Source organism: Pseudomonas sp. KH_040, assembly GCF_057839305.1.
Genome location: NZ_CM174487.1, coordinates 542,292 through 555,280, shown reverse-complemented (window position 1 = coordinate 555,280; position 12,989 = coordinate 542,292). Strand labels below are relative to the sequence as shown.

The 12,989-nt window shown below is 59.0% G+C and carries 11 protein-coding genes; 1 reads left to right on the top strand and 10 read right to left on the bottom strand.

Annotated elements, in window-relative coordinates:
• Positions 1 to 47: 47 nt before the first annotated feature.
• From AC3IUF_RS02435 to msbA, 6 genes are all read right to left on the bottom strand, one after another.
• Positions 48 to 755, bottom strand: a complete 708-nt coding sequence (locus AC3IUF_RS02435) for a hypothetical protein (RefSeq protein WP_489280266.1) — start codon at positions 753 to 755, stop codon at positions 48 to 50.
• Positions 756 to 1,730, bottom strand: coding sequence for a glycosyltransferase family protein (locus AC3IUF_RS02430; protein WP_489280265.1), 975 nt, complete (start codon positions 1,728 to 1,730; stop codon positions 756 to 758).
• Between the two features lie 130 nt (positions 1,731 to 1,860).
• Entirely contained in the window at positions 1,861 to 3,282 is a 1,422-nt protein-coding gene (gene hldE / locus AC3IUF_RS02425; RefSeq protein WP_007915721.1) for a bifunctional D-glycero-beta-D-manno-heptose-7-phosphate kinase/D-glycero-beta-D-manno-heptose 1-phosphate adenylyltransferase HldE, read from the bottom strand.
• A gap of 64 nt (positions 3,283 to 3,346) precedes the next feature.
• Positions 3,347 to 4,747, bottom strand: a complete 1,401-nt coding sequence (locus AC3IUF_RS02420) for a PIG-L deacetylase family protein (protein ID WP_489280263.1) — start codon at positions 4,745 to 4,747, stop codon at positions 3,347 to 3,349.
• Positions 4,748 to 4,751: 4 nt separating this feature from the next.
• Positions 4,752 to 5,648 (bottom strand): GNAT family N-acetyltransferase, encoded by an 897-nt coding sequence (locus tag AC3IUF_RS02415; RefSeq protein WP_489280262.1) that lies wholly within the window; start codon positions 5,646 to 5,648, stop codon positions 4,752 to 4,754.
• A complete protein-coding gene (gene msbA / locus AC3IUF_RS02410) occupies positions 5,642 to 7,468 on the bottom strand; it encodes a lipid A export permease/ATP-binding protein MsbA (RefSeq protein WP_007915714.1) in 1,827 nt (608 codons plus the stop codon). The genes AC3IUF_RS02415 and msbA overlap by 7 nt, the downstream gene beginning before the upstream one ends.
• Positions 7,469 to 7,593: 125 nt before the next feature.
• Here msbA and AC3IUF_RS02405 point away from each other — a divergent pair, with 125 nt between their 5' ends.
• A complete protein-coding gene (locus AC3IUF_RS02405; protein ID WP_007915712.1) occupies positions 7,594 to 8,247 on the top strand; it encodes a protein kinase family protein in 654 nt (217 codons plus the stop codon).
• Positions 8,248 to 8,250: 3 nt separating this feature from the next.
• On the opposite strand, the gene AC3IUF_RS02400 is transcribed toward AC3IUF_RS02405, so the two are convergent.
• The 4 genes from AC3IUF_RS02400 to AC3IUF_RS02385 form a co-directional block, all read right to left on the bottom strand.
• Positions 8,251 to 9,711, bottom strand: a complete 1,461-nt coding sequence (locus AC3IUF_RS02400) for a hypothetical protein (RefSeq protein ID WP_007915710.1) — start codon at positions 9,709 to 9,711, stop codon at positions 8,251 to 8,253.
• Between the two features lie 53 nt (positions 9,712 to 9,764).
• A complete protein-coding gene (locus AC3IUF_RS02395) occupies positions 9,765 to 10,673 on the bottom strand; it encodes a glycosyltransferase family 2 protein (RefSeq protein WP_007915704.1) in 909 nt (302 codons plus the stop codon).
• Complete coding sequence (locus AC3IUF_RS02390; RefSeq protein ID WP_007915701.1) at positions 10,666 to 12,420, bottom strand: carbamoyltransferase family protein; 1,755 nt, start codon at positions 12,418 to 12,420, stop codon at positions 10,666 to 10,668. The genes AC3IUF_RS02395 and AC3IUF_RS02390 overlap by 8 nt, the downstream gene beginning before the upstream one ends.
• A 172-nt stretch (positions 12,421 to 12,592) precedes the next feature.
• Complete coding sequence (locus AC3IUF_RS02385) at positions 12,593 to 12,928, bottom strand: YceK/YidQ family lipoprotein (RefSeq protein WP_007915693.1); 336 nt, start codon at positions 12,926 to 12,928, stop codon at positions 12,593 to 12,595.
• Positions 12,929 to 12,989: the final 61 nt, after the last annotated feature.

Genomic DNA, 12,989 nt, shown 5'->3' with positions numbered 1-12,989 from the left:
TTTTGAAAATGGTTCGGGCCTGACGGCAACCGGATTCACGATGTGGCTTACTTTTGCCGAAACAGCTTTTGCCACCAGCGACGGGGTGGCAGCGGCACCACAATGACGTGCGATTTCTGCAGCCAGTCGCGCTCGTAATCCCAGGCATGGCCACCCCACAGCTTTCCTGCTTCGTTGGAAAACCCCAGGGTCATCAGCTGATAGGTATAACCGGCGTGATCACGTAACCAGTCGAACAACACCAGCGTGTTAAAACCCGTGGACGGCCCGACGTAGCGTTTACCGCCCGGCCGGTTGACCGGGTAGTTCCACAGCGGCGGCAGCGGAATGCGATCCCAATACATCGCCACACGCGGCAATGGGCACATCGGTGCGGCACAGCCCACCAGCATGCTGAAACAGCGTTCATTCGCCTGTTCGAACATGCGCTGCACCGGCGGCGCGTAAGGCAGACCAAAAAAATAGGCGTCCTGCGCGTTGTAGCCATGCACGAAGACATTGACGCTGTGCTTGTTGAGCAGCGCCGCTTTGATGCAGGTATTGAAGCTGACGACGACATCATCGGCGCCAATGTCCAGCGCCTGAAAGTCTGCCGCGGTGATAGCCGGATTGTTGGCAACCAGCACGACCCGAGGTGCACGGCCGAGACGCTCGAGAAGGTCTGCAGGCAGAGCGCCCAGAACGGACTGATCACCGCCGGGCAGCGCATCCAGCGCCATGTGTTCGTCGGGTTGCGACGCTTGATGATCCTTCATTCAGACTGACACCTTCATCCCGTAGCGCAGTTTCACCCAGAACCGTGTGAACGCCGAAGGCGGCTGCCATGGGCGCATCTCACGCTGGATTTCCGTGGCCAGTGCCTGACCGACACGGGCAAAGGAATAACGGCTTTGCGCAAATTCCTGGCCGTTGCGGGCAATGCGCTCCGCGAGTTCCGGATCGCTCTGCAACAGCTTGATCTTCTCCACCGCCTCTTCTTCGCTGCGGTAGAACACGGTGTTGTGCATGTCTTCAAAACCGAGCAAGCGGTCTTCTTCGCCTTGGCTCCAGGCCAGCAACACACAGCCGCAAGCCATGGCCTCGTAGTTCTTGATCATGAACTCGTTCATGCCGATGTCGGCGCTGACGAAAATCCTGATGCGATTGAGCGTCTGCAGGTATTCCTCACCCGACTTGGTGCGGGTCACCAGCATCCCGGTCCGCTGCGAGAGCGACTCGAGCATGGCTTTGCGCTCGGCATATTCGGTACTTTTCAGGCTGCCCAGAAAGCCGATGGGAATATCCCGCTCGACGCCGGTGTTGTGCAGCATCTGCTCGTCATAACCCTTGGAGACGAACACCGTGTCGATGCCCTCAGCCAGCATCTTGCGCGCGACCACAGCACCGGACACCAGCGCCCGACAACTCGGCAGGCGACGGTAGAGGCGTGAATACACGCCACGATACTTACTCGCCGGCATGTAGTTCTGGTAGGCGTCGTGTTCGAGGAAGACCAGCCCGGGAATGCACTTGAGCACCCGCAATTGCGGGGCCAGGCGCTTGACCCTGGAAAAGATGACCACACGATCGAAGTTCTGATAACCAACCGAGGCCAGAAACGGCCCCAGGTTCATTTGTTGCCGCTTGCTCAAACGATAGATGAAACACTCATCACAGTTCTGCTGCACGATGTCGTAGAGCCGGTCGAGAATGACCCGCTGCTCGTCCATCACCAGGAGCATGACTTTCATAGATTAATTGACCACGCGACGTAGGCAGGCAAGCGCATCGGATTCAAAGCTGCCTACATCAACGGAAACGGTAAAATCCCCAAGGCAAAATCCGTTCACACGCAGTACACAACAGTAAAAATTCATCTGATCAACGACTGCGGATCTTCTCGACAATCGCAGTTGTCGAGCTGTTTTCCACAAGCCCCAAGACCTTCACGGTGCCGCCATAAGCGCTGACGATATCAGCGCCGACCACCTGATCGATGCCGTAATCGCCGCCCTTGACCAGCACGTCCGGTTTGACCTCGCGCAGCAGGTTTTCCGGGGTGCCTTCAGGAAAACTGATCACCCAGTCCACCGCGCCGAGGCCGGCGAGAACGGCCATACGCCGGTCGACGCTGTTGATCGGACGGCCCGGGCCTTTGAGGCGGCTGACCGAAGCATCATCGTTGACCGCGACAATCAGGCGATCGCCCTGTGCCCGCGCTTGTTCCAGATAGGTCACATGCCCGGCATGCAGGATGTCGAAGCAACCGTTGGTGAAGACGATCTTCTCGTTGTGCGCGCGGGCATCGGCCACGGCGAGCAGCAACTGCTCAAGACCCAGCACACCACGCTCGGAACCTTCTTCACGCTGGATGGCGCGACGCAGCTCCGGAGCACTGATGGCGGCCGTACCGAGCTTGCCAACCACGATGCCGGCGGCCAGATTGGCCAGCGCAACGGCGTGGGGCAGGTCTTCACCGGCGGCAATCGCTGCGGCCAGAGTCGAAATCACCGTATCACCGGCACCGGTGACATCGAACACTTCACGGGCACGGGCCGGCAAGTGCAGTGCCGGCTGGTCAGGACGCAGCAGGGTCATGCCGTGCTCGCCGCGCGTCACCAGCAGCGCACCAAGCTCCAGGTCGTGCATCAGGGCGGCGCCCTTGCTCACCAGTTCATGCTCATCGACACAACCGCCGACGATGGCTTCGAATTCGCTGAGGTTCGGGGTGATCAGGCTCGCGCCGCGATAAATCGAGAAATCCTTGCCCTTGGGGTCAGCCAGTACCGGAATGTTCTTCGCACGGGCGGCCTGGATCAACGCCTGATGGTTTTTCAGGGCGCCTTTGCCGTAGTCGGAAAGTACCAGGACCTTGATGCCTTCGAGCAGGTCGTCGACCTGTGAACCGAGGGCCAGGGCATCGGTGGCGAACGGCTCTTCAAAGTCGATACGCAGCAGTTGCTGGTGCCGGCTCATGACCCGCAGCTTGACGATGGTTGGCTGGTGCGCAATGCGCTGGAACAGGGCACGTACGCCCGCGCCTTTGAGACTGTTGCTCAGGCTGTCGGCGGCTTCGTCGTCACCGGTCACACCGACCAGAGACGCCGGTGCACCCAGCGCGGCAATGTTCAAGGCAACGTTCGCGGCACCGCCCGGACGATCTTCGATCTGCTCGACCTTAACGACCGGCACCGGCGCCTCAGGGGAAATCCGTGAGGTTCCGCCATGCCAGTAACGGTCGAGCATGACATCGCCGACTACCAAGACCGGGGCTTGATCGAAACGCGGCATGGACAACTTCATGGAGCAACCCACATACAAAATGAACAGGGGCGCGATATTAACACAGGGTAAAGCGCCGTCCGCCTCAATCTGAAAGGTCGCGCACCCAGAACAATTCGTGACGCCGGACCGCCTTGCGGAAAAACTCGTTACTGCCTGTTGCTGGCCAGCGACGACCCGCCAGGACTTGCTGGATCCAGCGGCGTAATTGCCGTTTGAACACTTGCCCGCCCTGCAGATCGTGCTCCATGGCCAGTGCCATGGCTTTGTCCAGTTGCACATCTGCTGACAACAGCGGACTCCACAGCCGGTCAGCCGGCAATGGCTCGATGGCCGGCGGCAGCGCAATACCGGCACCGGCTGGGCCCATCGGCCAGCGATCGTTGTCGTGCAGGTGATTGGCGTACATCAGCAAGGTTGTCGGTTTCCACTGACTCAGCTCGATAGCCTCAAGCAGCGCCTGGGTAGACGCCACATGATCGCTGTGAGGATCGAGCTCAGGATGCGGTGTGACAATCACTTCTGGACGATAGTGCTCAAGCAGGGCCTTCAGGTCGCCCAGCAGATTTTGCCAGGTCGGCTGCCCATCGATGTCGGCGGGCAGGCTCAACGGATTGTGCCGGCGCACGCTGCGCACATCGTTTTCCTGCGACTCACGGGAGCCGAACGCCTTCACAGGCGCTTCGGCCATCGACGGCAGTTGCAAGCAGTAATAACCCAATTGCACACAGCGATCGGCAGGCACGCCCCCCCAAAGCGGGATCACCAGACTGTCCCAACTGCGCAAACGGCCCTTCAAACGTGCCGCTGCGGCTTGATCAAGGCCAAGACGCTGGAAGTCTTCAGCCTCGATCTCGCCCTGGGTCAGGGTGACGATACTGACGTCTTCGCAACGGCTGTACAGGCCGAATGCGGCGAGTTCGGCATCATCGGCATGGGGAGCAATGACCATCACCCGCTGACGGGAATAATCAGGATTGGCCATGACCCACAACACACCGGTCGCGGCGGGTACGCAATATCGGCCACGCAGCGCCAGAGCACCTTGCGCCAGCGCAGTGGCCTGCCCGGACAGATTAAGGAAACGCCGCCCTTTGACGCCACGCTCGAAGTCTTGGCGATCATCGCCCACCTCGACGCAGGGATCGAGCCAACGCCCCAGCCAAGTGGATTTCACTTCCAGCTCGAGTACCAGCGTCTCGCCCTGCGCCAGCGGCTCGCTCAGCTGTACGACACCGCCCGCAAGGCTCACCGCCTGCCGCGCGGTTTGCGCCGGGAAGTTGTAGTAATAGTCGTCAGCAGGCCGATAGAACAGATGATCGGCGAACCAGGCCTCGTGTGCGACCCAGGCCAGCACCAGCACCAACGGCACCAGCCACCACGCAACCAACCATCCGATCAGCAACAACCCCACCAGAAAGGCGACCAGGAACAGACGCTTGTTGCGCCGATGGGCCTTGAGAAGCTGTTGTTTGCGAGTGCTCATGGATTCAGACCTTGAAGACCGGCACCTTATGGCACCAGCGATCCTTGTACTCCCGGTCGGCGCGACCGAATGAGTAACGCAAAGGCTTGCCCAGCGCTTGCGCGTGCGCCCAGGCGTCTTGGGTGTTGACGAAACTCAGCACACTGCCGGGACTGAACTCGCGGCTCTGCGGGTCAACGCCACCATTGATGTACTCCAGCGACACCCATTGCGGGGCCTCGACGCGATACAGCACCTGAATGGCCACGGGCGCCGAATCGAGCATCACCACCGAACCGGTCATGAACTCGCGCAGCAACGTAAACACTTCAACCAGCCCGGCCTTGCCCGGCACCTCAAAACCCCAGCGACGCTGAAACAGATCGCCGTAAGCGGCAGACTGTTCCTGCGGGGTGAAGTCGGACATCGGCACCAGCGATCCGCCCGCCTCTTCCAGCAGACGCTGTTCGCGACGCTGGTTGTAGCGGAATTTCTTCGAATACTCTTCCGGCAACCGGGCAAGGGCCAAACCCTCAGGCTGCGGCTTTAACGTACTGATCTGCTCGGCATTGAGTTGCGATACATACGCCACGCGCTGACGCACCGGCACGCTGACATCGGGGGCAATCGGCAGAATGATTTCCGCGTTGCCCATGTCCAGCAAGCCACGCTTGCCCTCGCGCTTGAGCACTTCCTTGGACAAGGCGACATGCCGGCCCCAGCAAGGGATGGCGGCAAGCACATCACCGCCAACGATCCAGCCCAGGTAACGCAGCTCGATGCCTAGGAATGTCGACAAGCGCTCGACGACTTCCGGATGCGTGGCAAAGCTGCCGCCAAATCGCTGCCAGGCCCGGGCGTAGCTGTCCCGGTCGATCTCGGTCCAGCCACGTTCGCGAAAGCTGCGAAACATCGTCAGCATACGTCGGTCGCGTGTGCCGGCTGAGGCTCGTCACCCTCTTCGAACTCTTTGGCATGCAGACGGGCGTAATAGCCGTTTTGCTCAAGCAATTGCGCGTGAGAGCCGCGCTCGACGATACGGCCTTCGTCCATGACCAGAATCAGGTCGGCCTTTTCAATAGTGCTCAAGCGGTGAGCGATCACCAGGGTCGTGCGGTTTTTCACCACATGATCCAGGGCAGCCTGAATATGCCGCTCCGACTCGGTATCCAGCGCAGAAGTGGCCTCATCGAGAATCAGCAACGGCGCATCCTTGAGCAGCGCCCGGGCAATGGCGATACGCTGACGCTGACCACCGGACAGCAGGACGCCGTTTTCGCCGACCATGGTTTCGTAGCCCTGCGGCATCTTGATGATGAACTCATCGGCATACGCCTCGGTGGCTGCGCGCTTGACCTCATCGAACGGCGCGCCGGCCAGGTCGCCGTAGGCGATGTTGTTGGTCACCGTATCGTTGAACAGCGTGACCTGCTGGGTCACCAGAGCAATCTGCCGACGCAGGCTGCGCAGGGTGAAATCCTGCACCTGCACACCATCGAGCAGAATCTGGCCCTGAGCATGATCATGCTGATAAAAGCGCGGAATGAGGCTGGCCAGGGTCGACTTGCCACTGCCCGAGCGGCCAACCAACGCGACCATTTGCCCCGGCTCGACAACAAAGCTGATGTCGTTGAGCACCGCTTTGTCGGTGTCGGGGTAGTGGAAGCTCAGATTGCGCACTTCCAGACGACCTTCGAGACGATCCTGCTCGACCGTGCCCCGATCCACTTCCGCCGGCTCATCCAGTTGCTCGAAAATACTTTCGGCACCGGCCACACCCTTCTGGATGGTCGAGCTGACTTCCGACAACTGACGGATAGGCTTGGGCAACAGGCCTGCCATGGTGATGTACGCCACCAGATCGCCCGGCGAAGCGTCACCGCGCAGATACAGCACGAGGAACATGACCACGGCCATGGCACTGTACGTGACCAGTTGCAGCATCGGCGTGTAAACCGCACCGGTCTTGGTCATCGTCAACTGCTTGTCGGTGTTGCTCTGGCTGGCATCGCGAAAGCGATCCTTTTCGTACTGCTCGCCGCCGAAGCTGCGCACAACGCGGTAGCCATGAATGGTCTCGGAGGCGACGTGCGTGACGTTCCCCATCGAGACCTGAATCTTCTTGCTTTGCTTGCGGAATTTCTTGCTGGTGCTGTTCACCATCAAACCGATCAACGGCAGGATGGCGACCATCACCAAAGTGAGTTTCCAGTTCATCCACAACAGTGTGCAGAACAGGAAAATCACGGTCATGCCTTCACGGATGACGACTTTGATCGCATCCGTTGCAGCACCGGTGACCATCGTCACGTTGAAGGTGATCCGGGAAATCAGATGGCCGGAATTGTTCTTGTCGAAGAAGCGATTGGGCAACTCCAGCAATTTATTGAACAGCACCACCCGCAGGTCATGCACCAGCCCCAGCGAAACCCGCGCCAGGAAGAAGTTGCCCAGGTACGAGCCCACGCCCTGCCACAGCGCGATGAAGACAATCATCAGTGGCACGGTTTCGAGCAACTGCAGCTTGCCCAGATAAGGGTTGCCCGGGAACAGACTGGCTTCAGGATTGGCCAGACCGTCGACAAAGTATTTGAGGATATAAGCGAGCATCGGTTGAGTCGATGCGAAGATCAGAAACCCGACGATGCTGAGAAGGAAAAGGCCGGCATAAGGCCGCACGTAAGCCAAAAGGCGGAAATAGATCGCCAGCGTGGACTGGGCTTTCGGTTCAGGACTGCTCATGGTGATCCGCGCAATTCAGTGAGGCGCCGATGATATCACACGCGTTTTTGCCCCGATAAACATGACTTCAAGCCAGCCTTCGACCAAGTCGGTTAAGATACCCCGCTAATGATGGGGAGCCCGATATGCAATCGATTGATCACAGCACTTACGAGGCACTGCGCAAAGGTGCACACGTACTGGAGGCCGACGGTTCCGGCGACAAGGTGCTCAGATTGGCCGATGGACGCATGCTCAAGCTGTTCCGCCGCAAGCGGCTGCTCAGTTCGGCGCTGTTCTACCCCTATGCACAACGCTTTGCCGACAACACCCGGGCACTCGAACAGCGTGGCATCCTCTGCCCGAAAGTCATCGCGGTCTATCGCATCCCGAGCATCGAGCGCGACGGCGTGTATTACAGCCCGCTGGAAGGCAATACAGTGCGTCAGTTACAAGGCACTGACGAAGAGGCTGACACACTGAGATTCCAGCTGGGCGGGTACTTCGCCCTGCTGCACGAAAAAGGTGTGTACTTTCGGTCGCTGCACTTCGGCAACGTCGTGCAAACCCCCGACAACCGTCTGGGACTGATCGATATCGCCGACCTGCGCTGCCAGAAGCGCGCACTCAGTGACAGTAAACGCCTGCGCAACTTCGCTCACTTGCTGCGCTACAAGGAAGACCGCCAATGGCTGCTGGGCCAGGACGCCGGCGAAACCTTTGTCGAAGGCTATCGCCAAGCGTTGCCGAGCCACCGACAAGCGCCGCTGATCTCACGCCTGCGTCCGCTGCTCGGTTAAGCCTTAGCGTCCGATGATCACCACGGTGGCACCTTTGCGATTGGCGAAATGCTCGATGATGCGCAGCTTGTGCGCCACCAGCCAATCCTTCAGCCAAGGCTCGTCACCTTTGGCCTCGATGAGGAAATATTGATAGTCGCCAGCGTGAGCTGCCGACATTGCTTCCTCTGCGGTCAGCACCGGCATCACGTAGCCGCGACCGGCGTAATAGCTGATCCGCCCATCCTCGAAATAGGTCTTCGCCCCTGGCTCGACGTGGGCAGACATCCAGCGCCCGGCCTCTACATAATGGGTTTTGCCGGCGCCGGTAGAGATGACATTCGAGAGCATCACCAACATCCCTAGAACCACCAGCCACTTGCCGCAACGCGGGAAGTCGCGAACGAACGCCGCCAGCCCCATCGCCAACACGGGCACAAACAACAGATTCAGAAAGCTCAGGTAGCGCGTATTCATGAACTGTTGTTTGATGAAAAACAGCACCAGCACCACCAGATAAAGCAGCGCCGCCCAGGCGAAGGGGCGATAGTCGCGCCAATAGATTCCCAGAACCCCCCAGTTGCGTCGCAGGACGAAGGGGACGGCGAAAGGCCCCATCAGCTTCACGAAACTGATGGTCATGGTCGCCAGGATGCCGAAGAAAATGATCCGGCCAGATTCATCCTGGGAGTACTTGTTGATGAGCGAATTGGCAAATTGATCGCACAGCATCCGGAAGGAAGCAAACACGCTGTGTGGCGCAATCATGTCCAGATACAGCATCACGCGCGCCGACAGGAGCACACCTGAGACCGAAACAGCCAGCAGCCCTAGAACCGGCAACAGCGAAAACTGAACGAACTGCATCCGCCGGTTCGACGACCACAGATTGGGCAACTGCCACAGCGCCAACGCCGGAACCAGCAGCAAAGCCTCCAGCCGAAACAAGGCTGCCGCGACGATAGCCACATGAATGAATGCCGCCCGCAGCCAGCCGCCACGGGCTTGCCAGCGCAGCGCGAGCCAGAGTGTCAGGGTGCAGAAGAACCAGAAACCGCATTCACGGATGATGTCGTTTCGAAAGGCATTCACCGCCGGCATTGCCAATACCACCAGACAAGCCCAACCGGCGAGATGTACCGACCGTTGACGTACGCAGTCCACCATCAGCGCGCTGGTGCCGGCAAAAAAGAGCGCGCACCAAAGATATGCACTCAGCTCCAGCGGCAAATGCAGGACGGTATGAGTAGCGGCCAGCAATAAGGAAAACCAGGGCCAGTCGAAAGCGGCCCAGGCCACATTAGGCCCGTGCTCGGTGACCTGTTGCGCGATATCAATGTACAGCGCGGCATCACGCCCCACTGTGGCGGTGCCCATGACCGCTATCAGCGATAACAGCGCACTGCCCAGAAACGCCAGCCAAACCGGATATTCGTCGATGATTCTGGAGACTTGAGCTCCCACCTTGCCGCCCTTACCTTTCACCCAGCCACCTCACCGACATCCATTACAGGGTCCGCATAGTCTCCGCGACCCGTTTACCGAAACAGCACCCGCAACGCCTTGCGCGTGTAGGACCAGCGCGAAAACGTCCGCCAGTCTGCACGCAAGGCCTTAAAGTAAAACGATTTGGCCAGTTTGTACTCGCCATGGGAATAACAGTCGCGAAACAACGACAGGCAACGCTGCGCCATAAACGCCTGGCGCAAATCAAACATTTCCTCGGGCATCCGCCGACTGGAAAAAACTTCGCTGACCACCTGCTCCGTTCCGGCAGCAAGGCTTTGGCGCAGATCATGGCGCATGCTGTCGGCGTGCTTGTAAATCAGCGCCAGGGGCTCGTCCAGAACGGTGCAGGGGTAGCGCGCCAGCACTTGGGCGAATACTGGCAAGTCCTCGACGTTGCGCAAATTTTCCGGGTAATTACCCAAAACGAATACATCGCGGTGCATCGCACAGGCACCGTTGGAAATCGACACCGTCTTGTTCAGCAGGTAACCCTGCAGGCGCTGGCGGGGCGTCACAGGCAGCGGCTTGGCCGCCTGCAAGCTGCGTCGCCCGTCTGCAAACACCGACCAGTGCGCGCCGATCACCATCAGGCTGTTTGGATTACTTTCGAGGTGCTGCGAAAGTGCAGCCAAGGCACCGGGCGCCATCTCATCATCAGAGTCGAGAAACACCAGATACCGTCCGGTTGTCTCTTCCAGCCCTCGATTGCGCACCGACGACAATCCGCCGTTACTTTTGCGCAACGCACGAAAACGCCCGCCGTGCTTGAGCAGGAGTTTTTCGACTACCTCGGGCGTATCGTCCGTCGACCCGTCGTCGATGACCAGCAGATCCGCGGTCGCTTCATCCAACTGCGCCAACACCGATTCCACTGCACGTGGAAGCGTTCGCGCATAGTTGTAAACCGGAATGACGACGCTGATCAGTGTTTCAGTCAAGTTCGTATCCTTTTACACCCGCTTTTACGACCAGAATATCTTCCATGATCAGGTATTCCAGGTCAGAACCGAAAAACATGTTCAGCGCGTCGGTCGGCGAGCAGATCATCGGTTCGCCACGACGATTGAGCGAGGTGTTCAGCGATACGCCGTTACCGGTCAGGTTTTCCAGCGCCTTCATCATGTCGTAGTAGCGCGGGTTGTATTCACGCTTGAGCACCTGGGCACGGGAGGTGCCGTCTTCATGGACGACTTCCGGCACGCGGGTCTTCCACTCTTCCGCCACTTCGAAAGTGAAGGTCATAAACGGTGCCGGGTGGTCGATCTTGATCATTTGCGGCGCAACGGTGTCGAGCATCGACGGGCAGAAAGGCCTCCAGCGCTCGCGGAACTTGATCTGGTGGTTGATGCGATCAGCCACGCCAGCCACGCTCGGGCAACCAATGATCGAGCGCCCGCCCAATGCACGCGGACCGAACTCCATGCGCCCCTGGAACCAGGCGACCGGATTACCATCGACCATGATTTTGGCAATCTGTTCCGGCATGTTGTCGAGCTTGCGCCAGGTCGGCTTGCTCTCATGACGGGCGCAGGCGGCGATCACGTCCTCGTTGCTGTACGACGGGCCGAGATAGACGTGCTCCATCTTCTCGACCGGCACGCCTCGGGCGTGGGACACGTAGGCAGCCGCACCAACCGCAGTGCCGGCATCGCCGGACGCAGGTTGCACGAACAGTTCCTTGATGTCGTCGCGGGCAATGATTTTCTGGTTCAGTTTGACGTTCAGCGCACAACCACCGGCGAAGGCCAGTTTGCCGGTTTCCTTGAGTACGTCGCCCAGATAGTAGTCGATCATCTGCAACGCCAGTTTCTCGAACAGCGCTTGCATGCTCGCGGCGTAGTGGATGTAAGGCTCGTCAGCGATGTCGCCTTCGCGCTTCGGACCCAGCCACTCGATCAGTTTCGGCGAGAAGTAGAAGCCTTTGCCCTTCTCTTTGTAGCGACGCAGGCCGATGACGTTGGCGTAGTCGGTGTTGATCACCAACTCACCGTTTTCGAACGAGGCCAGACGCGAGAAATCGTACTTGCTGGCATCGCCATACGGCGCCATGCCCATGACCTTGAACTCACCGTCGAGCATCTCGAAACCGAGGAACTCGGTGATCGCACCGTACAAGCCACCGAGGGAGTCAGGATCGAAGAATTCCTTGATCTTGTGGATCTTGCCGTTTTCGCCATAGCCGAAGAAGGTCGTGGCGTACTCACCCTTGCCGTCGATACCGAGGATCGCGGTTTTTTCTTTGAAACCGGAGCAATGGTAGGCACTGGAGGCGTGAGCCAAGTGGTGTTCGACCGGCTCGATCTTGATCTTTTTCGGATCGAAACCCAGTTGCTCCAGGCACCAGACAATCTTGTTGCGGTAGCGCTTGTAGCGACGGTTGCCCATCAGGATCGCATCAAGGGCGCGATCCGGTGCATACCAGTAACGCTTGGCGTAGTGCCAGCGCGCTTTGCCGAACAGGCTGATCGGGGCAAATGGAATCGCGACCACGTCAACATCGGACGGCTTGATGCCGGCCTGTTCGAGACAGAACTTCGCCGATTCGTAGGGCATGCGGTTCTTTGCATGTTTATCGCGTACGAAGCGCTCTTCTTCAGCCGCCGCCACCAGCTTGCCGTCGATGTACAAGGCCGCTGAAGGATCATGGCTAAGGGCGCCGGACAGGCCAAGAATCGTCAATGCCACAGGGGTCTAGCCTCTTTAGTCTGCGTGCAGGCGCAATGCGCCTTGAAAATTGATGTGCCCTCGCACAGGGCGAGTGACAGCTAAAGGGCGGGATTATAGCGTAAACGAGTGGGGAATTACCCTGCGCGATTGCCCCAGGGCGAATGGTTTGAAGGAAACCTCGCCCCGCTACTCAATAACCGCCCTTGCGCCAGTAAATAGCAAGGTTGCCGTCGGTGACCTGACGATAAACCGTATAGGGCAACGCTACTGTATCGAATACACCGGACAATGGCAGATCCAGAAGCACGAATGGCAAAAGAACCCCACTCGGATCGGGAGGCGCGTTCAACACGCAGAAGTCGAAGGCCAGACCGCTGTAAATCCGCGGAATGGATTGGCAGTAGGTTTTTTGCTTGCGCATGTCGCGGGCGACGTCGGCATCGTCCTGCAATACGGTCATGGTGCTGCCACAGCCAGCCAGAACCCATGAAAATACACCCAGCGTTGCAGCCTGTTTGATGGTCAAGATTCGCCCTCCAAGGTCGTTGGGCAAATTAGCATCGGGACTGCACAGGACACAGTTCATG

Coding starts and splice junctions, on each gene's coding strand:
- AC3IUF_RS02435 (WP_489280266.1), bottom strand. CDS start 755: ATGAAGGATCATCAAGCGTCGCAACCCGACGAACACATGGCGCTGGAT.
- AC3IUF_RS02430 (WP_489280265.1), bottom strand. CDS start 1,730: ATGAAAGTCATGCTCCTGGTGATGGACGAGCAGCGGGTCATTCTCGAC.
- hldE (WP_007915721.1), bottom strand. CDS start 3,282: ATGAAGTTGTCCATGCCGCGTTTCGATCAAGCCCCGGTCTTGGTAGTC.
- AC3IUF_RS02420 (WP_489280263.1), bottom strand. CDS start 4,747: ATGAGCACTCGCAAACAACAGCTTCTCAAGGCCCATCGGCGCAACAAG.
- AC3IUF_RS02415 (WP_489280262.1), bottom strand. CDS start 5,648: ATGCTGACGATGTTTCGCAGCTTTCGCGAACGTGGCTGGACCGAGATC.
- msbA (WP_007915714.1), bottom strand. CDS start 7,468: ATGAGCAGTCCTGAACCGAAAGCCCAGTCCACGCTGGCGATCTATTTC.
- AC3IUF_RS02405 (WP_007915712.1), top strand. CDS start 7,594: ATGCAATCGATTGATCACAGCACTTACGAGGCACTGCGCAAAGGTGCA.